The organism is Nonomuraea sp. NPDC050783, from assembly GCF_040802095.1.
Taxonomy (GTDB): domain Bacteria; phylum Actinomycetota; class Actinomycetes; order Streptosporangiales; family Streptosporangiaceae; genus Nonomuraea.
The window spans coordinates 58,085-76,327 of the sequence record NZ_JBFAHK010000033.1; the positions used below are offsets into that span (position 1 = coordinate 58,085).

The window sequence follows — 18,243 nt, forward strand, 5'->3', positions numbered from 1 at the left end:
CCCGGGCTGGAGTACGACGACGCACGCCCGCAATGGTACGGGTTCAGTGCCGCCCCGCGACCGCCCCACGTGATCCTCTGGGCCGCGGGCCGCGTAGGTCGACCATCTTGCCTGGCAGGAGAGTCACCAGGTCGAGGGCCCTGATGCTGAGCGCGGTGTGGCGCTCTCCTGTGGCGGTGAAGACGGGCTCGGTGTCGGCCCGCAGCCGGTCGTCGATGAGCAGCGGCAGGGACTCGGGCAGCAGCAGCGGGCACACCAGCCCGTGGGCGTAGTCGGTGGCGGCGTTGACGACGTGGGCCGGCGCCGGGCGCACCTGGCGCACGCCGAGCAGGCCGCCCACGGTGCCGGGACGCGGAGGCGCGGACACCGGGAAGGCGACCGCGACGACGGCCTCGCGGCCGATCCTGGTGGCCACCTCGAAGACCCTGACCATCAGGCACCGCTCGGGCGCGGCGGAGAGCGTCTCGGGGAGCTCTTCCGCGCAAGTCATGGGGCGCGGAAGGCGTACGATCTCATGATGGACCTGGTGAGCGAGGAGCCAGCGGTGGATCGCGAGGGCGTCCTTCATGTAGACCTCCTAGCCTTGTTGCATGGCCCCCGACGGTCCCTTGACCGAAGGTAACCCGGACCTCATGTGGCCCGGGGGATATGTTCCGGATGACGAAGGACCAACCCGGTTGTGGTGGACTCAACTTTGACCGACAGCCAGCGGCAGGCCGTGACCGACCTGTTCCGCAAGATCGCTCCGGTGGCCGACGAGCTCGGCCGCCTGTTCTCCGCGCAGGGGCATGAGCTCGCCCTGGTGGGCGGCCCCGTGCGCGACATCCTGCTCGGCCGGGTCGGCAACGACCTCGACCTGACCACCGACGCCCGCCCCGAGCGGGTGCTGGAGATCGTCAGGAGCTGGGCCGACTCGGTGTGGACGATCGGCATCGACTTCGGCACGGTCGGCCTGCGCAAGGGCAACTGGCTGATCGAGATCACCACGTATCGCAGCGAGTCGTACGACCCGAAGTCGCGCAAACCCGAGGTCATGTACGGCGAGACGCTGGAGGCCGACCTGGAGCGGCGCGACTTCGCGGTCAACGCGATGGCGGTGCGCCTGCCGGGCCACGAGTTCGTCGACCCGTACGGCGGGCTCGCCGACCTGGCCGCCAAGGTGCTGCGCACGCCCGGCCCGCCGGAGCGCTCCTTCGACGACGACCCGCTGCGGATGTTGCGCGCCGCCAGGTTCGCCTCGCAGCTCGGCTTCGCCGTGGACCCCGCCGCGCTGGCGGCGATGACGGCGATGGCCGAGCGGATCGAGATCGTCTCCGCCGAACGCATCCGGGACGAGCTGGACAAGCTCATCTGCGGGCTCTACCCCAGAGAGGGGCTGCGACTCCTCGTCGACACGGGCCTGGCCGCCTGCGTGCTGCCCGAGCTGCCCAAACTCCGCCTGGAGATCGACGAGCACCACCGGCACAAGGACGTCTACGAGCACACGCTGACCGTGCTCGACCAGGCCATCGCCCAGGAGGAGGACGGCAAGCCCGACCGCGTCCTGCGCTGGGCGGCGCTCATGCACGACGTGGGCAAGCCCAAGACGCGCCGGCACGAGGCGGGCGGCCGGGTGTCGTTCCACCACCACGAGGTGGTCGGCGCCCAGCTCACGAAGAAGCGCATGAGCGAGCTGAAGTTCCCCAAGGACGTCGTGGCCGACGTCTCCCGGCTGGTCGAGCTGCACCTGCGCTTCCACGGCTACGGCACGGGCGAGTGGACCGACAGCGCCGTGCGCCGCTACGTCCGCGACGCCGGCCACCTGCTCGACCGGCTGCACAAGCTGACCAGGGCCGACTGCACCACGCGCAACAAGCGCAAGGCGGCCGCGCTCTCGCGCACCTACGACCATCTGGAGGAGCGCATCGCCAGGCTGGCCGAGGAGGAGGAGCTGGCCAAGATCCGGCCGGAGCTCGACGGCAACGAGATCCAGCGCGTGCTGGGCGTCGGGCCGGGGCCGGTGGTGGGCAGGGCCTACAAGTTCCTGCTCGAACTCAGGCTCGACAAGGGCGCGATCGGCAAGGAGGCCGCCACCGAGGCGCTGCTGGAGTGGGCCAGGTCACACGGCCTCGGTGCGTGAGGAGCGGGCGGCGATCCGGTAGGCGAGCGCGGCGAGCGGGTAGCCCAGCGAGATGATCGCGACGGCCGCGTACGACTTGCCGTCGGCCGGCAGGATGGCCGCCGACAGGGCCGCGGCCAGCACGTACATGCCGTTGAAGAGCATGTCGTAGATGGAGAACGCGCGGCCCCGGTAGATGTCCTCGACGTCGCGCTGGACGACGGTGTCGGCGCAGATCTTGACGCTCTGCCCGGCCACGCCCAGCACGAACCCGGCCGCCGCGAGCCCCCACTCCTGGAACGGCAGCACCAGCGCCGCCGACAGCACGCCGGCCGCCGTCAGCGCGATCGGCACCCAGCGCTCGATGGAGAAACGCTCGGTCGCGTACGGGGTGATGAGCACCGCGACGAAGAAGCCCGCGCCGGAGGTGGCCACGACCAGGCCGATGCCCCGCAGCGCGGCGTCGGGGTCGCCGTCGGTGAAGTAGTAGCGGTAGAGGATGATGCCGAGCGCGGTGGCCATGCCGTAGAAGAAGCGGTGGGCGGCCATCGCGCCCATGGTCGCCGCCGCGAACCGGTGCCCGGCCAGGTGCCTGGCGCCGTCGGCCAGGCCGGCGACCACGTTGCGCAGCGCCTCGCGGGCCTGCGGCCGGTCGGGGTCGGGCCAGGGGCCGAGCAACATCCGGTCCATCCGCCGGGCGATCAGCGAGCTCAGCCCGAACACCACGCCGGAGGCGACCAGCAGCGCCGCCACGCCGGGGTCGTCGCCGCCGACCAGCTCGCGCAGCGCGAACCCCACGCCCGCGCCCACGAACGTCACCACCGTGCCCGCGGTCGGCACGACCGCGTTGGCCGACAGCAGCCGGTCGGCCGGGACGACGTGGGGCAGCGAGGCGCCGAGCGCGGCCAGGAAGAACCGGTTGACCGCCAGCACGCCGAGCGCCGCCGCGTAGAACGCCGGATCGGGCACGTCGGCGGCGACCAGCGCGGCGGCCAGCAGCAGCAGCGCGCCGCGCACCAGGGGTGCCACGACCAGGATCTGGCGCCGCGACCACCGGTCGATGAACACGCCGACGAACGGGCCGAGGACGCTGTACGGCATCAGGAGCACCGCCAGCCCGGCGGCCACCTGCAGCGCGGTCGTCCGGCTCTCGGGGCTGAAGAAGGCGAACCCGGCGACGCTGAACTGGAAGATCCCGTCGGAGAACTGGGAGACCAGCCGCGTGCCGAACAGGCGCCTGAAATCCCTGCCCTGGAGGACCACGCGGAGATCGGCGACGAAGGACACGCCGCCAGCCTAGCCGGGCGCGCGTCGTCTAGGATGCGGAGGAGGTTGATGCAGCAGGCCGATCCGGGTGTTCCTGGCGGGTGGCGTCATTGCGTACGCTTCAAAGCGTGACCACAGAGGAACACGTTGTGCTGGTCGACCGCGACGGCCGCGCGCTCGGCACCGCACCCAAGACGTCGGTGCACGGCCAGGAAACCCCGCTTCACCTGGCGTTCTCCAGCTATGTCTTCGATCCCGAAGGCCGCGTGCTGCTCACCAAGCGGGCCGATCACAAGATCACCTGGCCGGGTGTGTGGACCAACAGCTGCTGCGGCCATCCGCTGCCGGGCGAGGCCCTCGACCTGGCCGTGCTGCGGCGGCTGTCGTACGAGCTGGGGCTGAGCGCCGCGGGCGCCGATCTGATGCTGCCCGCCTTCTCCTACCGCGCCGTCATGGCCAACGGCATCGTCGAGCACGAGCTGTGCCCGGTCTACCGGGTCACCGTCGACGGGCCCGTGGCGCCCAACCCGGAGGAGGTGGGGGAGACGATGTGGATGCCGTGGAAGGAGTTCGCCGAGGGCGCGCGCAACGGGCTGCTGGCGATCTCCCCGTGGTGCCGCGAGCAGGTGCCGCTGCTGGCCGAGCTGGGCTCCGACCCGCTGGCCTGGGAGCCCGCCTCCGCCGCCGGCCTCCCGCCGGCCGCGCGCCCCTGAGGCGCCGGCGGCACGCCCCCTGAGAACGCGGCCGGCGCCGCACCCTCGCGGGCGCGGCGCCGGCGTCGGCGGGAGGGTCAGCGCTCGACCTCGCCCCTGATGAACTTCTCGACGTACTCGCGGGCCTCGTCGTCGGAGAACTGCTTCGGCGGCGACTTCATGAAGTAGGAGGACGCCGACAGGATCGGCCCGCCGATGCCCCGGTCGAGGGCGATCTTGGCGGCCCGGACGGCGTCGATGATGATGCCGGCCGAGTTGGGGGAGTCCCAGACCTCCAGCTTGTACTCCAGGTTGAGCGGCGTGTCGCCGAAGGAGCGCCCCTCCAGCCGCACGTACGCCCACTTGCGGTCGTCCAGCCACGGCACGTGGTCCGACGGCCCGATGTGCACGTCGGCCTTGCCCATCTCGTGCGGGATCTGCGAGGTGACCGACTGCGTCTTGGAGATCTTCTTGGACTGGAGGCGCTTGCGCTCCAGCATGTTCATGAAGTCCATGTTGCCGCCGAAGTTGAGCTGGTACGTGCGCAGCAGCTCGACCCCGCGGTCCTCGAACAGCTTGGCCAGCACCCGGTGCGTGATCGTGGCGCCGACCTGCGACTTGATGTCGTCGCCGACGATCGGCACCCCGGCCTCGGTGAACTTCTCGGCCCACTCGGGGTCGGAGGCGATGAAGACCGGCAGCGCGTTGACGAAGGCGACCTTGGCGTCGAGGGCGCACTGCGCGTAGAAGCGGTCGGCCTCCTCCGAGCCCACCGGCAGGTAGGACACCAGGACGTCCACCTGGTTGTCGCGGAGCACCTGCACCACGTCGACCGGGGCCTCGTCGGACTCTTCGACGATCTCCCGGTAGTACTCGCCCAGGCCGTCGAAGGTGTGGCCGCGCTGGACCGTCACCCCCAGGGGCGGCACGTCGCAGATCTTGATCGTGTTGTTCTCGCTGGCGACGATCGCCTCCGACAGGTCACGGCCGACCTTCTTGGCGTCCACGTCGAAGGCGGCGACGAACTCGACGTCGCCGACGTGGTAGTCGCCGAACTTCACGTGCATCAGGCCCGGGACCCGTGTGTTCGGATCCGCGTCCTTGTAATAGTGGACGCCCTGGACCAGCGACGACGCGCAGTTGCCGACCCCGACAATGGCCACGCGAACCGAACCCATCGCACTCGCTCCCTTACTCATCAGTTGACGTGGTATCTCTTTCGGGCCCTTCCGAGGCCCGACGCTCCGTTGCGATCAGCTCGTTGAGCCAGCGCACCTCGCGCTCGACCGACTCGAGCCCGTGCCGCTGCAGTTCGAGCGTGTAGCTGTCGAGCCGCTCCCTGGTGCGTGCCAGCGCCGTGCGCACGGCGTCGAGCCGCTCCTCCAGTCGGCTGCGGCGGCCTTCGAGGATGCGCAGCCGCACCTCGGCCTCGGTGTGCCGGAAGAAGGCGAAATGCACACCGAAGCTCTCGTCCTCCCAGGCGGAGGGCCCGGCTTGGGTCAGCAGCTCTTGCAGCCGTTCCTTGCCCTCGGCGGTCAGCCTGTAAACGATCTTCGAACGGCCGCCGACGATCGTCGAAGGAGCCGGCTGCTCCTCCGCGATGAGGCCCTCGGCGAGGAGTGATCGCAGACAGGGGTAGAGGGAGCCGTAGGAGAACGCGCGGAACATGCCGAGCAGGGCATTGAGGCGTTTACGCAGCTCGTAGCCGTGTAGCGGTGTCTCGTGCAGCGACCCGAGCACGGCCAGCTCCAAGACCCTGCCCTGCCCGCCGGCCATGGGAACCGCCCTCCTCTCGCGTCGATGTATCGAGCCGATACATCCCCAGGATACGTCGGGCCGCTATATCGCTGCAATCTGTGGATTTTCCAAGGCGTTGGGATGATCCGCTGAAACGCCGTAGTCTGGCGCTCATGTGGTCACAGCGAAGGGTGGTGGATTACGGCCTCGCGAAACGGGCGGTCGTCCGCTCCCTGCGCTCCGGGCGCACCTCGCGCGGCGAGGTCTGTGACGCACAGCCCTACCTCCTTCGCGCGGCGCGCCACTTCGGCGAGCCGACCGGACGTCTCTGCCCGGTCTGCGAGAAGGAGAACGTCACCCATGTGACCTACGTGTACGGGGACTCCCTCGGGACACATGCCGGACAGGCAAAGGTCGCGTCGGAACTCGCCGCCATGGCCCACGATTACGATGAGTTCCGGGTGTACGTCGTCGAGGTCTGTCAAGGTTGTTCCTGGAATTACCTGACGGTTTCGTACGTCCTCGGGAACGGGCCGCCTGGCCCCGCGGGCCAAGCGTGACAGGACCATCGAGGGCGCCGAGAAACCTCACGCCCAGACGCCGTTTTTGTTCCGACGACAGTGCGAGGACGTGTGAGTAACAGCATGAATGAGGGGACGGCTCGCCCGGGGAGGCGCCGTCGCTCCAGCTCATCCCGTTCTGTGCCCCAAGGTTCTCCACCTCAAACCGGCGAGTCGCCCTGGAACCAGGCGCAGCCACCGCGTCGTCCGGAAGCCGCCTACGAGCAGACGGGCACCATGGCCGCGCAGCCGTACGACGAGCAGCCGCCGCCCAGGCGTGCCCCCGCGTCTCCGTCCCAGCCCGTGCCCCAGCCCGGGCCCCAGCCCGGCCAGGACGTCCCTCCGGGGCGCGAGGGCCGGCCGCCGCGCCAGGGGCGCCGCGCCCGGCAGGAGCAGGCCGACACGCGGGTGGTGAGCGGCCAGGAGACCATGATCAGCGCGGGTGGCGAGGGCCCGCGCCGCTCGCGCCGCCGCGCCCAGGGCGGCCCGCCGCAGCCGCCGTCCGGCCCGCCCGCGCCGCCGTCCGGGCCGTCCGGCAAGAAGGGCCGCGGCGGCTGGCGCAGGTTCGTCCCGAGCTGGAAGATCCTGGTGGCCGGCTTCGTCATCCTGGCGGCCGGGATGTTCGGCATGGTCATGGTGGCCTACGCCAACACCGATGTCCCCACGGGCACCCAGGAAGACGCGATCGCCCAGCAGAGCACGATCTTCTTCGCCGACGGCAAGAAAGAGATCGCCAGCCTGGGCAAGAAGCGCGAGATCATCAAGCTGTCGCAGATGGCCCAGTCGGTCCGCGACGCCACGATCGCCATCGAGAACCAGTCGTTCTACGAGGACTCCGGCATCTCGATCTCCGGCATGTTCCGCTCGTTGTACATGACCGCGACCGGCCAGCAGCTCCAGGGCGCCTCCACCATCACCCAGCAGATGGCCCGCAACTACTACGACGGCCTCAGCCAGGAAGTGTCGATCAAGCGCAAGATCAACGAGATCTTCGTCGCGGTCAAGCTCGACGAGACCCTGTCCAAGGACGAGATCCTCCAGCGCTACCTCAACACGGTCAACTTCGGTCGCGCCTACGGCGTCGAGGCCGCCGCCAAGGCGTACTTCGGCGACAAGGTCACGGCCGCGAAGCTGACCCCCGAGCAGAGCGCCTACCTCGCCGCCCGCATCCAGCAGCCGGCCTGGTCCGCCGACGCGGACGCACTCAAGGAGCGCTTCAACACCGTCGTCAGGAACATGGCCACCCTGTGGCCGGACAAGTACGGCACCCTGCCGCAGACCGCCAAGTTCCCCAAGACGGTGAAGGAGAACTCCACCAACGAGATGGGCGGTCTCAAGGGCTACATGGTCAAGGTGGTGCTGAACGAGCTGGAGTCGCGCGGCCTCACCGAGGACAAGGTCCGCAGCGGCGGCTACCACATCATCACCACCTTCGACCGCAAGCTCATGCGCGCCGCCAAGGAGGCGGTGACCAGCACGATGCAGGGCATGAGCAAGGAGTTCCACGCCGGTCTCGCCGCCGTCGATCCCCGCAACGGCCGCGTCATCGCCTTCTACGGCGGCACCGACTACATCTCCGACCCCTGGAACGAGGCCTTCCAGTCCAAGAAGCAGGCCGCCTCGGCGTTCAAGCCGTACGTGCTGGCCGCCTGGTTGCAGGCCGGTTACTCGCTCAAGAGCTACGTGCCGGGCAACCGGACGGTGCCGTATCCCCTGCCGGGCCAGCAGGCCGGCGGCATCAGGAACAGCCACAACGTCGGCCAGGCGGTCGACGTCATCAAGGCCACCGCGCAGTCGGTGAACACCGCGTTCGTGTCGATGGCGTACAAGCTGCCCAACCAGCTCGACGACGTGAAGAACCTCGTCGAGGCGGCCGGGTTCGACGCCAAGGACATGGACGAGGACGTCAAGAAGCACCACTACCAGTTCGCCATCGGCAGCGCCCCGGTGACGCCGGTGGATCAGGCCGCGGGCTACCAGATCTTCGCCAACGCCGGCAAGTACACCCGCTGGCACGTGGTCAGGGAGGTCAGGCAGGGCAAGAAGGTGGCCTACCCCGAGCAGCGGCCGGCCAAGCAGGTCGTCGACCCGGGCGTGGCCGCTGACGCCACCGTGGCCATGCAGGAGGTGCTGCGCAGCGGCACCGCGGCGGGCAAGGGCCTGGGCAACCGGCCGGCCGCCGGCAAGACCGGCACCAACAACGACGAGAACGGCGCCTGGTTCGTCGGCTACACGCCGCAGATCTCCGCCGCGGTCGGGTTCTACCGCGAGCAGTGCGTGGCCACCAAGACCGGCAAGGTCGTGCCGCCGCTGCACTCCAACTGCCCGATCACGCCCGGCGGCAAGCCGCACAAGAAGTACAACGTCAACAACCCCTACACCAAGCCGGTCGAGGTGTCCCTCGGCTTCGAGGGCGCCGGCCCGCCCACCCTCGCCTGGCAGAAGTTCATGCTGGCCGCGCACGAGGGCAAGCCGATCGAGCAGTTCCCGCAGAAGGCCGAGATCGGCACGCCGGAGAACATCGTGCCCAGCCCCACGCCCACGCCCACGCCGACGCCGACGGACGACCCGCTCGGCGGCGACGACCCCCTCGGCGATGACGCCGGCAACGCCGACCAGGACTGCCTCGTCCAGCCCTGCGGCGACGACACCACCGGCGACGACAACTTCGGCGTCAACGACGACGGCGGCTCCGACCAGGGCACCGGTGACAACGGCGGCCTGGGCAACGACGGCGGCAACGGCGGTAACGGCGACAACGGCGGGTTCGGCGGGGGCAAGGCGCCCGCGCCGCGCTCCTCAGGACGAGAGGTCTGGTGACCAGCGTCATGGCACGCGTCCCGCTGGCGGCGCGTGCCGTCCCCTTCCTGCCCCTGGGGCTGATCGCGGCCCTGGGGGCGAGCCTCGCGTACGTGGTGCGCCTGCCGTGCCGCACCGGCGGCTGGAACGACCAGGTCACCACCTACACGAACTTCTGCTACACCGACATCTACCCGCTGTTCTTCGACCGGCAGCTGTCCACCCAGAACCCCTACTTCGCCCAGGTGCCCTTCGACAAGCAGGTCGAGTACCCGGTGGTGCTGGGCGAGGTCATGCAGGTGATCAGCTGGGTCGTGCGGTGGGTGGAGCGGGACGTGGTCGCGCAGGCGGTCAGGTTCTACGACCTGACCGTCCTGCTGCTCGGCGCCTGCCTGGTGCTCGGCGTTCTGCTCATGGCCGCGGTGGCCGGGCCGACCCGGCGCTGGGACGCGCTCTGGTACGCGATCTCGCCGGCCGTGGTGCTGGCCGCCTACATCAACTGGGACCTGGTCGCCGGCGCGCTGTCGATGGGCATGCTGCTGGCCTGGGCCCGCAAGCGGCAGGTGCTGGCCGGGGTGCTGCTCGGGCTGGCGATCGCCACGAAGTTCTACCCGCTGATGTTCGCCGGGGCGCTGTTCCTGCTCACGCTGCGTACCGCGAAGTGGCGGCCGTTCCTGGTGACGATGGGGTCGGCGGCGGGCGCGTGGGTCGTGGTCAACGCGCCGTTCATGATCCTCGCGTGGGAGGGCTGGCGCCGGTTCTACGTCTTCTCCGCCGAGCGCGGGGTCGACTGGGGCTCGCCGTGGTTGTTCTTCCAGAACAAGGGCTGGGCCGTCCTGGGCGAGAAGGACGTGAGCACGCTCGGCATGGTGTCGCTGGCGCTGATGTGCGCGGCCGTCGCCGTGCTCGCGCTGGCCGCGCCGCGCCGGCCGCGCCTGGCGCAGCTCTGCTTCCTGGCGCTGGCCGCGTTCATGATGACGAACAAGGTGTGGTCGCCGCAGTTCGTGCTCTGGCTGGTGCCGTTCGCGGTGCTGGCCCGGCCCAACTGGAAGCCGCTGGTGCTGTGGCAGCTCGCCGAGGTCTGGTACTTCGCCGCGATCTGGCTCTACCTGCTCTCGCAGCCGCCGCTGTCGCGGAACGATCTGGGCATCGGCGATGACACGTACTTCACGGCCGTCTGGGGACGGATCATCACGATCGGCATCATGATGGCCTTCGTGGTACGCGACATCCTGCGCCCGGACAAGGACGTGGTACGCCAAGGGGAGATCGACGACCAGGCGGGCGGGGTCTTCGACGGCGCCCCCGACCGGTTGACCGTGGCCACCGTGCTGCGATGATCACCCGCTCCGCCGCCAGGGACGCGCTGCTGCTCTGGCTCGGCTCGCGGGCCGGGCTGCTGATGGCGACGTTACTCGGCGCCACGTTCGCCGAGTACGCCGGCAAGTGGCGCAAGTGGGACGCGGGCCTGTTCATCACCATCGCCCAGTACGGCTACGACGGCGAGCCGGGCCGGCCGCCGGACGCCGGGCTGCCCGCGTTCTTCCCCGGCCTGCCCGTCGCGCTGCGGGCGGCGTACTTCGTGGTCCGCGACTGGGAGACGGCCGGGCTGCTGATCTCGCTGGTGGCGGGCGCGGTGGCCGTGGTGGCGCTGGCCCGGCTGGCCGAGCTGGAGGGCGCCGACGGGTGGATGGCGGTGGCGGCGCTGCTGGCCTTCCCGATGGCGGTGTTCCTGGCGGCGGGCTACAGCGAGGCGCTGTTCCTGGCCTTCGCGGTCCCGGCGTGGCTGGCCGCCCGGCAGGAGCGCTGGCCGGAGGCGGTGCTGCTGGCGGCGGGGGCGTCGTGCGTGCGGATCACGGGGTTGTTCCTGGCCGTGGCGCTGGTCGTGGAGTTCGCGGTGCGCAGGCAGCCGGTGCGGCGGGCGGGGTGGCTGCTGGTGCCCTTCCTGCCGCTGGTGGCGTACTCGGCGTACCACTACGCCAGGTCGGGCGACTGGCTGGCGTGGAAGCACGCGCAGGAGGCCGGCTGGGGGCGGGAGTTCGTCTGGCCGTGGGAGGCGTGGCGAAGGACGTGGGGCTCGGCCATGGGCGGCGACGACTTCGCGGTGGCCTTCCGCATGGAGATCGCCGGAGCCGTGGTGGCGGTCGCGGTGCTGGTGTGGCTGCTCGTGCTGCGGCGGTGGAGCGAGCTGGTCTACACGGGGGCGCAGGCGGCGGCGCTCATGACTTCGGCGTACTACCTGTCGATCCCGCGCTCGCTGCTGCTGTGGTTCCCGCTGTGGGTGCTCGTCGCGAAGGTGGCGACCGGGCGGCGGTGGGTGATCGCGCTGTACGTGCTGATCGCGGGGCCGCTGATGTTGCTGAACACCGTCAGGTTCCTCAGCGGCGCCTGGGCGGGCTGATCTCTCTACCCGTTTTTTCTTCTCAGTAATCCAGGGAAGTTATCCACAGGCTGTGTGTAAACGCTAGAGATTCTTCCGCAGGAACGTGATGTCGTCGGCCTGGCCGTCGCCCGGCGTCTCCACCACGATCGGCGCGCCGGCCGCCCGGCAGACCGCCAGGATCAGCTCGGGGTCGATCGTCCCCTGGCCCAGGTTGGCGTGGCGGTCGGCGCCCGAGCCGAACGCGTCGCGCGAGTCGTTGCAGTGGACCAGGTCGATCCGGCCGGTGATGGCCTTGACCCGCTCGACCAGGCCGACCAGCTCCTCGCCGCCCGCGTGGGCGTGGCAGGTGTCGAGGCAGAAGCCCACGTCGAAGCCGTCGAGGGCGTCCCAGAGCCGGCCGATGCGCTCCAGGGTGCGGGCCATCGCGTTGCCGCCGCCCGCGGTGTTCTCGATCAGCACGGGGATCGGGCACTCCATGCGCTCGAACACCTTGCGCCAGTTGTCGAAGCCCGTCTGCGGGTCGTCGCTCTTGTTGACGTGGCCGCCGTGCACGACCAGGCCCTTCGCGCCCAGCCCGGCGGCGGCCTTGAGGTGCTGCTCCAGCAGCTTGCGGCTGGGGATCCTGATGCGGTTGTTGGTGGTGGCCACGTTGATCAGGTAGGGCGCGTGCACGTAGACGTCCACGCCCTCGACCGGCCGGGCGGGCAGCACCGGCTTGGCGTAGCCCTGCGGGTCGCCCAGGAAGAACTGGACCACCTCGGCCCCGATCTCCGCGGCCCGGCCGGCCGGATCGGTCTGATCGACATGAGCTCCGATGCGCACCATGTCGCCGAGCTTATCCGTTTGGTGCAGACGCCATCGGGAAGTCGCCAGGCACCCCCTACACTAGGAGATTCGATATGTCGAGATGGCGAGTGCGCGCACTGGTCGTCCTGGTCTACGTGATCATCGGCTTATACGTGGCCTGGGTCCACGAGTACGTCACCCCCGGCCTGCTGAAGGACATCGCCGAGGCGCTGCTGGCGGTGTTCCTGTGGTTCCTCGTCCTGCTCGGGGTCGACCTGCACCTCGGCTGAAGGACATCTCTCGGCTGAAAGACATAACGCACCACGACATACACGACGACATACATGACGGCCCCGGAGTTCCGGGGCCGTCGTCCTGTGGTGCGGTGCCTATCGGGGGAGGAACCCGCCGTGCGCGATGCCGAGCGCGGCCCCCACGAACGCGGCGACCAGCCCGATCACGTTGAGCGAGCGCTGCGGCGTGGTCGCGGAGACGTACTGGGAGTACAGGCCGACGCCGAAGCCGAGCGCGCCCACCCAGGCCGAGACGGCGTGCGCGGCCGGCCAGAACGTCGAGAAGAAGGCCACGAGGCCGAGCAGCAGCGTGGCGACGGACAGGATGTTCTCGACGGGATGTGCTCGCCCGTCGGTGTTGAGCGTGAGCCGGAATTTCTCCCTCTGAGAGGGCTGAAGCACATGTGGCACTGCCGCCACCCCCTTGTCTTCTCAGGGGCCTTCCCACGTACCGGTGGCTGGTAACCTTGGGCACGCTGCGTTGTGATGGGTGCTCCATCGCCCCGGCGGCGCCGAAGTGGGCGCCCCGGTCCATACGTCAGCGTCCTCCTGTCACGGCAGAGCGTCGTGACCGCAAGAGTCCAGAGGAGGTTGGAGTCCGCATGCGTCGTTACGAAGTAATGGTCATCCTGGACCCTTCACTCGACGAGCGCACCGTCGCGCCGTCCCTTGACCAGTTCCTCACCGTGGTCCGCAACGACGGCGGCACCGTGGAGAAGGTCGACGTCTGGGGCCGCCGCCGGCTCGCCTACGACATCGACAAGAAGTCGGAAGGCATCTACGCCGTCATCGACCTGTCCGCGGAGCCCGCGACGGTCAAGGAGCTCGACCGGCAGATGAACCTCAACGAGGGCATCCTGCGCACCAAGGTCCTCCGCCCCGACGTGCACTGACTCCCGGCTTTTTGTCGGGGGCCAGCCGTAGTCTGAGCCGTAACCCAAGCAGAGGCGTGCAGGAAGGCGAGCGCAAGCCATGGCAGCAGGCGACACCGTAATCACCATCGTCGGCAACCTTGTCGACGACCCCGAGCTGCGCTTCACCCCCACGGGGCAAGCGGTGGCTCGATTCCGCGTCGCTTCCACTCCGCGGTTCATGGACCGCCAGACCAATGAGTGGAAGGACGGCGAAAGCCTCTTCCTGACCTGCAACGTGTGGCGACAGGCGGCGGAGAACGCCGCCGAGAGCCTGCAGCGCGGCATGCGGGTCATCGTGCAGGGGCGGCTCAAGCAGCGGTCCTACGAGACCAAGGAAGGCGAGAAGCGCACCGTCTACGAGGTCGAGGTCGACGAGGTCGGCCCGTCCCTGCGTAACGCCACCGCCAAGGTCAACCGCACCTCCCGCCAGGGTGGCGGCGGTGGCGGCGGCTTCGGCGGCGGTCCGTCCGACGACCCGTGGGCCTCCGCGACGCCCGCCCCGCCCCAGGGCGGCGGCGGTTACGGCGGCGGCGGTGGCGGCGGTTTCGGCGGCGGCGGCGGCCAGCAGGGCGGCGGCGGCTTCGGCGGCGGCGGCAACGACTTCAGCGACGAGCCTCCCTTCTGATCCCTGTCCATCAGTCCGAGTCCATTCCCGCCCGGAAGGCGGGGCTCTGAAAGGAGCACCACGATGGCTAAGCCGGCACTGCGCAAGCCCAAGAAGAAGGTTTGCCTGTTCTGCCACGACAAGATCTCCTACGTCGACTACAAGGACACGGCCCTGCTGCGGAAGTTCATCTCCGACCGCGGCAAGATCCGTGCGCGCCGGGTGACGGGCAACTGCACCCAGCACCAGCGCGACGTCGCGACCGCGATCAAGAACGCCCGTGAGGTGGCTCTGCTGCCCTACACGAGCACCGCGCGCTAAGGGAGGTCTGTCGACATGAAGCTCATCCTCACCAACGAGGTCTCCGGCCTCGGCGCCCCTGGCGACGTCGTCGAGGTCAAGGACGGCTACGGCCGTAACTACCTCATTCCCCGCGGCTACGCCATGCGCTGGACCCGCGGCGCCGAGAAGCAGATCGAGACGATCCGCAAGGCCCGCGACGCCCGCGAGATCCGCGACCTGGGCACCGCCAAGGAGGTCGCCGGCCAGCTCGGCGCCCTGCGCGTGCGCCTGGCCACCCGCGCCGGCGAGTCCGGCCGCCTGTTCGGCTCGGTCACCACGGGCGACGTCGCCGAGGCCGTCAAGGCCGCCGGCGGCCCGCAGCTCGACCGCCGCCGCATCGAGATCGTCAACCCGATCAAGAGCGTCGGCTCCCACCGCGTCACCGTGAAGCTGCACCCCGAGGTGTCGGCTTCGCTCGACGTCGAAGTGGTCGCCGGCTGACCCGACCGGCAGCCGGCCGCGAACGGCCCGCGAAACGGCCCCGCTCCTTCCCGGAGCGGGGCCGTTCTCCGTTCCCGCGGGCGTGACCTGGGCCGATGGCCGGAGCCTGCGGGTCGCCTCGTAGAATGCCTTTCGTTCCTCAGCACGTCCCCCTGGAGGCTTGGCCATGGCCCGTTCCCTCACGCTGCTCGCGCTGGCCGTGGCGCTCGTCGGCTGCGCGCCGGTCGACGACCCGGCGAGCACCGCCTCGGCCGCCCCGACGGCCCCCACGGCTTCCACGGCCTGCACCAAGGAGCAGCTCACGCTGGTCAACGCCGGGAAGCTGACCATCGGCACCGACAAGCCCGCCTACGAGCCGTGGTTCAAGGACGACGACCCGAGCAACGGGCAGGGCTTCGAGAGCGCGGTGGCCTTCGCCGTCGCCGGCGAGCTGGGCTTCGACCGCAGCGAGGTGCAGTGGGCCACGGTGAAGTTCGACGCGGCGTTCGCGCCGGGCAAGAAGACCTTCGACTTCGACGTCAACCAGATCTCGATCACCCCCAGGCGGGCCAAGGCGGTCGACTTCAGCAAGGGCTACTACACCGTCAAGCAGGCCGTGGTGGCGATCGAGGGCGGCAAGTACGCCGGGGCCAAGAGCCTGGCCGAGCTGAAGGACGCCAAGATCGGCGTGCAGGTGGGCACCACCTCCTTCGAGGCGGTCAAGAGCGTGATCCAGCCCGCCGCCGACCCCAACGTCTACAACGAGCAGATCGACGTCGTGAACGCCCTGAAGAACAAGCAGGTGGACGCGGTGGTCGTCGACCTGCCGACGGCGTTCTACGTGACGGCGGCCCAGGTCGACAACTCCAAGATCGTGGGCCAGTTCAGCTCGACCGGCGGCACGCCGGAGGAGTTCGGGCTGGTGATGGAGAAGGGCAGCGCGCTCAAGCCGTGCGTCGACAAGGCCGTGGACGCGCTGAAGTCCAAGGGTGAGCTGGCCAAGATCGAGCAGCAGTGGCTGGGCTCCGCGGTGGGCGCGCCAGAGCTCTCATGAGCGAGTGGGTCAAGTCCGAGCGGCAGCTCCAGCGGGAGCGTGTCCGCCGCTCGCGCGGCCGCCGGTCGGCCTCGATCGCGACGGCCTCGACGATCGTGTTCCTCGTCCTCGTGGTGTGGGCGGTCACCGGCTCGCCGGGCTGGCCGCGGGTGCGGGAGACGTTCTTCGACTGGGAGCAGTTCGCCGAGGCGATGCCCGACGTGCTGGGCGGGTTCGTGCTCAACATCAAGATCTTCCTCGTCGCCGAGGCGCTGGTCCTGGTCATCGGCCTGCTGACGGCGCTGGCCCGTGGGGTCAGGACGCCGGCGTTCTTCCCGATCAGGGCGCTGGCCACGCTCTACACCGACGTGTTCCGCGGCATCCCGACGATCCTGGTGATCTACCTGGTCGGGTTCGGGCTGCCGGCGCTGCGGTTGCAGGGCGTGCCGACGGACCTGGCGACGCTGGGGATCATCGCGCTGACGTTGTCGTACGGGGCGTACGTGGCCGAGGTGTTCCGCTCCGGCATCGAGTCCATCCACCCGAGCCAGGTGGCCGCGGCGCGCTCGCTCGGGCTGAGCCACGCCAGGACCATGCGGTTCGTGGTGTTGCCGCAGGCCGTCCGGCGGGTGGTGCCGCCGCTGCTCAACGACTTCGTCTCGCTGCAGAAGGACACCGCGCTGGTGGCGACGATCGGGCCGCTGGAGGCGCTCAGGCAGGCCCAGATCCACGTGGCGAGCACGTTCAACTACACGCCCTACCTGGCCGCCGCGCTGCTGTTCCTCCTGCTGACCATCCCGCTGGCCCGCTTCACCGACCATCTGGCCGCCCGTACCCGCAGGAGGCGCGGAGCATGAGCCTGCTGACCATCGACGGGGTGTGGAAGAACTTCCACGGCCACAGCGTCCTGAAGGGCATCGACCTGGAGGTGCGGCCGCACGAGGTGGTGAGCCTCATCGGCGCCTCGGGCTCCGGCAAGTCCACCCTGCTGCGCTGCGTGAACCTGCTGGAGACGGTGGACGACGGCACGATCGTGCTCGACGGCGTGGAGCTCACCGACCCACGGGTCAACGTGGACGACGTACGCAAGCGGCTCGGCATCGTCTTCCAGTCGTTTAACCTGTTCCCGCACATGACCGTGCTGGACAACATCACGCTCGCCCCCCGCCGCGTCCACAAGGTGCCGAAGGAGCGCGCGGAGCAGCAGGCGCACGAGCTGCTGGCCCGCTTCGGGCTGGAGGGCAAGGCGCGCGCCTACCCCGACCAGCTCTCCGGCGGCCAGCAGCAGCGGGTGGCGATCATCCGGGCGCTGGCCACGCAGCCCGTGCTGATGTTGCTGGACGAGGTCACCTCGGCGCTCGACCCGCAGCTCGTGACGGAGGTGCTGGCGATCATCAGGGAGCTCAAGGACTCCGGCATGACGATGATCCTCACCACCCACGAGATGGGGTTCTGCCGCGACATCTCCGACACCGTGTGCTTCCTGGACGGCGGCGTGCTGCTGGAGAAGGGCCCGCCCGAGCAGCTCTTCGACGCGCCGGAGCATCCCAGGACCAGGGAGTTCCTGCGGAGCGTCGTGCACTCGGGCCGTTTCTAGGTCTGGAACGGGCCCCTAGACCCACGCCGTCGCCAGGGTGTCCCAGAAGACGTGCACGCGATCTGCCCCGTACCGGTCGAGGAGTGCGGCGGCGAAGGCGGAATCGCGAGGGACGATGCCCACCGCGACCTTGTTGGCCTCCGGGTCGACGTCGGCCCCCATGATCAGGGGGCCCTCACTCACGCTGCGCCAGAACTCCTGCTCGGAGGCGTATCGGCCAGATCTCAGGAGCGCTTCCCACGAGGTGATCTGGTCCTCCAGGATGAGGTCGGCCAGGCGCTGCAATTCCTGCAGGGTGTTGCGCTGTTCGATCACGTCGAGATGCTCCGGATGGGCGAGCGCGGGGCGGACCTGCGCGGCCACCGCGGCGGGGTCATCGACGACCCCGAGACACATTCTCACGCCGCCCTCCGGCTCGGTGGTGTACGTCCACCAGATGCCTCCCAGACGGTCGGGGTGCTCGTTACCCCAGCGCGACAGCTCGGCCATGTCCTGTTCCAGCTCCGACTGCCGCCGCACGGCGGAGTCCGGCCGCTCTGGGTACTTTCTCGGCGCGGGCCACGCTCCATCGTCGCTCATCCCTTTCTTCCACCCCCTCCGGCTCCCATCACGTCATCCCGATCCCTAGGGAGTGTCTGACAATTCGGCGTTGCGGAGCCAGAGCATGAGTGAGGCGATGGTGACACCCGCCAGGTAGCGGCTGGCCAGCTTGTCGAAGC

Annotated in this window: 21 protein-coding genes; 14 read left to right on the top strand and 7 right to left on the bottom strand. The window is 69.6% G+C overall.

Features of this window, described 5'->3' with window-relative positions; genetic code table 11:
- Window positions 1–43 precede the first annotated feature (43 nt).
- Window positions 44–568, bottom strand: coding sequence for an aminoacyl-tRNA deacylase (locus AB0H75_RS45565; RefSeq protein ID WP_367807406.1), 525 nt, complete (start codon window positions 566–568; stop codon window positions 44–46).
- 126 nt (window positions 569–694) lie between these two features.
- On the opposite strand from AB0H75_RS45565, the gene AB0H75_RS45570 reads away from it, so the two are divergent.
- Window positions 695–2,119, top strand: a complete 1,425-nt coding sequence (locus AB0H75_RS45570) for a CCA tRNA nucleotidyltransferase (RefSeq protein WP_367807408.1) — start codon at window positions 695–697, stop codon at window positions 2,117–2,119.
- Here the strand turns inward: AB0H75_RS45570 and AB0H75_RS45575 are convergent.
- Window positions 2,099–3,385 (bottom strand): MFS transporter, encoded by a 1,287-nt coding sequence (locus tag AB0H75_RS45575; protein WP_367807410.1) that lies wholly within the window; start codon window positions 3,383–3,385, stop codon window positions 2,099–2,101. The two genes, AB0H75_RS45570 and AB0H75_RS45575, sit on opposite strands and share 21 nt — an antisense overlap.
- Before the next feature lie 107 nt (window positions 3,386–3,492).
- Here AB0H75_RS45575 and idi point away from each other — a divergent pair, with 107 nt between their 5' ends.
- Window positions 3,493–4,077, top strand: a complete 585-nt coding sequence (gene idi / locus AB0H75_RS45580; RefSeq protein WP_367807412.1) for an isopentenyl-diphosphate Delta-isomerase — start codon at window positions 3,493–3,495, stop codon at window positions 4,075–4,077.
- Between the two features lie 77 nt (window positions 4,078–4,154).
- Here the strand turns inward: idi and AB0H75_RS45585 are convergent, their stop codons facing one another.
- Window positions 4,155–5,234, bottom strand: coding sequence for an inositol-3-phosphate synthase (locus tag AB0H75_RS45585; RefSeq protein WP_367807414.1), 1,080 nt, complete (start codon window positions 5,232–5,234; stop codon window positions 4,155–4,157).
- Between the two features lie 13 nt (window positions 5,235–5,247).
- Window positions 5,248–5,832, bottom strand: coding sequence for a helix-turn-helix transcriptional regulator (locus AB0H75_RS45590; protein WP_367807416.1), 585 nt, complete (start codon window positions 5,830–5,832; stop codon window positions 5,248–5,250).
- 134 nt (window positions 5,833–5,966) lie between these two features.
- On the opposite strand from AB0H75_RS45590, the gene AB0H75_RS45595 reads away from it, so the two are divergent.
- The 4 genes from AB0H75_RS45595 to AB0H75_RS45610 all read left to right on the top strand — a co-directional run bounded on the left by AB0H75_RS45595 (window position 5,967) and on the right by AB0H75_RS45610 (window position 11,553).
- A complete protein-coding gene (locus AB0H75_RS45595) occupies window positions 5,967–6,353 on the top strand; it encodes a DUF5318 family protein (RefSeq protein ID WP_367807418.1) in 387 nt (128 codons plus the stop codon).
- 237 nt (window positions 6,354–6,590) lie between these two features.
- Window positions 6,591–9,173 (top strand): transglycosylase domain-containing protein, encoded by a 2,583-nt coding sequence (locus AB0H75_RS45600; RefSeq protein WP_367807420.1) that lies wholly within the window; start codon window positions 6,591–6,593, stop codon window positions 9,171–9,173.
- Window positions 9,170–10,492, top strand: a complete 1,323-nt coding sequence (locus tag AB0H75_RS45605; RefSeq protein ID WP_367807422.1) for a glycosyltransferase family 87 protein — start codon at window positions 9,170–9,172, stop codon at window positions 10,490–10,492. Before AB0H75_RS45600 ends, AB0H75_RS45605 begins: the two co-directional genes overlap by 4 nt.
- Window positions 10,489–11,553, top strand: a complete 1,065-nt coding sequence (locus AB0H75_RS45610; RefSeq protein WP_367807424.1) for a mannosyltransferase family protein — start codon at window positions 10,489–10,491, stop codon at window positions 11,551–11,553. Before AB0H75_RS45605 ends, AB0H75_RS45610 begins: the two co-directional genes overlap by 4 nt.
- Before the next feature lie 63 nt (window positions 11,554–11,616).
- Here AB0H75_RS45610 and AB0H75_RS45615 read toward each other — a convergent pair whose 3' ends face one another.
- Window positions 11,617–12,360: a deoxyribonuclease IV gene (locus tag AB0H75_RS45615; protein WP_367807426.1), complete on the bottom strand. Its 744-nt coding sequence runs from the start codon at window positions 12,358–12,360 to the stop codon at window positions 11,617–11,619.
- A gap of 74 nt (window positions 12,361–12,434) precedes the next feature.
- Here AB0H75_RS45615 and AB0H75_RS45620 point away from each other — a divergent pair, with 74 nt between their 5' ends.
- Window positions 12,435–12,611: a hypothetical protein gene (locus AB0H75_RS45620; RefSeq protein WP_367807428.1), complete on the top strand. Its 177-nt coding sequence runs from the start codon at window positions 12,435–12,437 to the stop codon at window positions 12,609–12,611.
- 99 nt (window positions 12,612–12,710) lie between these two features.
- Here the strand turns inward: AB0H75_RS45620 and AB0H75_RS45625 are convergent, their stop codons facing one another.
- Window positions 12,711–13,025, bottom strand: coding sequence for a hypothetical protein (locus tag AB0H75_RS45625; protein WP_367807430.1), 315 nt, complete (start codon window positions 13,023–13,025; stop codon window positions 12,711–12,713).
- Between the two features lie 191 nt (window positions 13,026–13,216).
- Here AB0H75_RS45625 and rpsF point away from each other — a divergent pair, with 191 nt between their 5' ends.
- The 7 genes from rpsF (at window position 13,217) to AB0H75_RS45660 (ending at window position 17,524) form a co-directional block, all read left to right on the top strand.
- Entirely contained in the window at window positions 13,217–13,507 is a 291-nt protein-coding gene (rpsF, locus tag AB0H75_RS45630) for a 30S ribosomal protein S6 (RefSeq protein WP_026214314.1), read from the top strand.
- A gap of 79 nt (window positions 13,508–13,586) precedes the next feature.
- Entirely contained in the window at window positions 13,587–14,153 is a 567-nt protein-coding gene (locus AB0H75_RS45635; RefSeq protein WP_367807433.1) for a single-stranded DNA-binding protein, read from the top strand.
- 63 nt (window positions 14,154–14,216) lie between these two features.
- Window positions 14,217–14,453, top strand: a complete 237-nt coding sequence (gene rpsR / locus AB0H75_RS45640; RefSeq protein WP_020543048.1) for a 30S ribosomal protein S18 — start codon at window positions 14,217–14,219, stop codon at window positions 14,451–14,453.
- A 15-nt stretch (window positions 14,454–14,468) separates the two neighbouring features.
- Window positions 14,469–14,915, top strand: coding sequence for a 50S ribosomal protein L9 (rplI, locus tag AB0H75_RS45645; protein WP_367807436.1), 447 nt, complete (start codon window positions 14,469–14,471; stop codon window positions 14,913–14,915).
- Between the two features lie 166 nt (window positions 14,916–15,081).
- Complete coding sequence (locus tag AB0H75_RS45650; protein WP_367807438.1) at window positions 15,082–15,948, top strand: ABC transporter substrate-binding protein; 867 nt, start codon at window positions 15,082–15,084, stop codon at window positions 15,946–15,948.
- Window positions 15,945–16,784, top strand: coding sequence for an amino acid ABC transporter permease (locus tag AB0H75_RS45655; protein ID WP_367807440.1), 840 nt, complete (start codon window positions 15,945–15,947; stop codon window positions 16,782–16,784). Before AB0H75_RS45650 ends, AB0H75_RS45655 begins: the two co-directional genes overlap by 4 nt.
- Window positions 16,781–17,524, top strand: coding sequence for an amino acid ABC transporter ATP-binding protein (locus tag AB0H75_RS45660; RefSeq protein WP_367807442.1), 744 nt, complete (start codon window positions 16,781–16,783; stop codon window positions 17,522–17,524). Before AB0H75_RS45655 ends, AB0H75_RS45660 begins: the two co-directional genes overlap by 4 nt.
- A 15-nt stretch (window positions 17,525–17,539) precedes the next feature.
- On the opposite strand, the gene AB0H75_RS45665 is transcribed toward AB0H75_RS45660, so the two are convergent.
- Window positions 17,540–18,013: a hypothetical protein gene (locus AB0H75_RS45665; protein WP_367807444.1), complete on the bottom strand. Its 474-nt coding sequence runs from the start codon at window positions 18,011–18,013 to the stop codon at window positions 17,540–17,542.
- Between the last annotated feature and the right edge of the window lie 230 nt (window positions 18,014–18,243).

Excerpts from the sequence above, each read along its gene's own strand:
- AB0H75_RS45600 (WP_367807420.1), top strand. The coding sequence starts at position 6,591 with ATGGCCGCGCAGCCGTACGACGAGCAGCCGCCGCCCAGGCGTGCCCCC.
- rpsF (WP_026214314.1), top strand. The coding sequence starts at position 13,217 with ATGCGTCGTTACGAAGTAATGGTCATCCTGGACCCTTCACTCGACGAG.
- rpsR (WP_020543048.1), top strand. The coding sequence starts at position 14,217 with ATGGCTAAGCCGGCACTGCGCAAGCCCAAGAAGAAGGTTTGCCTGTTC.
- AB0H75_RS45665 (WP_367807444.1), bottom strand. The coding sequence starts at position 18,013 with ATGGCCGAGCTGTCGCGCTGGGGTAACGAGCACCCCGACCGTCTGGGA.
- AB0H75_RS45655 (WP_367807440.1), top strand. The coding sequence starts at position 15,945 with ATGAGCGAGTGGGTCAAGTCCGAGCGGCAGCTCCAGCGGGAGCGTGTC.
- AB0H75_RS45595 (WP_367807418.1), top strand. The coding sequence starts at position 5,967 with ATGTGGTCACAGCGAAGGGTGGTGGATTACGGCCTCGCGAAACGGGCG.
- AB0H75_RS45635 (WP_367807433.1), top strand. The coding sequence starts at position 13,587 with ATGGCAGCAGGCGACACCGTAATCACCATCGTCGGCAACCTTGTCGAC.
- AB0H75_RS45610 (WP_367807424.1), top strand. The coding sequence starts at position 10,489 with ATGATCACCCGCTCCGCCGCCAGGGACGCGCTGCTGCTCTGGCTCGGC.
- AB0H75_RS45615 (WP_367807426.1), bottom strand. The coding sequence starts at position 12,360 with ATGGTGCGCATCGGAGCTCATGTCGATCAGACCGATCCGGCCGGCCGG.
- AB0H75_RS45650 (WP_367807438.1), top strand. The coding sequence starts at position 15,082 with ATGGCCCGTTCCCTCACGCTGCTCGCGCTGGCCGTGGCGCTCGTCGGC.
- AB0H75_RS45590 (WP_367807416.1), bottom strand. The coding sequence starts at position 5,832 with ATGGCCGGCGGGCAGGGCAGGGTCTTGGAGCTGGCCGTGCTCGGGTCG.
- AB0H75_RS45585 (WP_367807414.1), bottom strand. The coding sequence starts at position 5,234 with ATGGGTTCGGTTCGCGTGGCCATTGTCGGGGTCGGCAACTGCGCGTCG.
- AB0H75_RS45660 (WP_367807442.1), top strand. The coding sequence starts at position 16,781 with ATGAGCCTGCTGACCATCGACGGGGTGTGGAAGAACTTCCACGGCCAC.
- rplI (WP_367807436.1), top strand. The coding sequence starts at position 14,469 with ATGAAGCTCATCCTCACCAACGAGGTCTCCGGCCTCGGCGCCCCTGGC.
- AB0H75_RS45565 (WP_367807406.1), bottom strand. The coding sequence starts at position 568 with ATGAAGGACGCCCTCGCGATCCACCGCTGGCTCCTCGCTCACCAGGTC.
- AB0H75_RS45620 (WP_367807428.1), top strand. The coding sequence starts at position 12,435 with ATGTCGAGATGGCGAGTGCGCGCACTGGTCGTCCTGGTCTACGTGATC.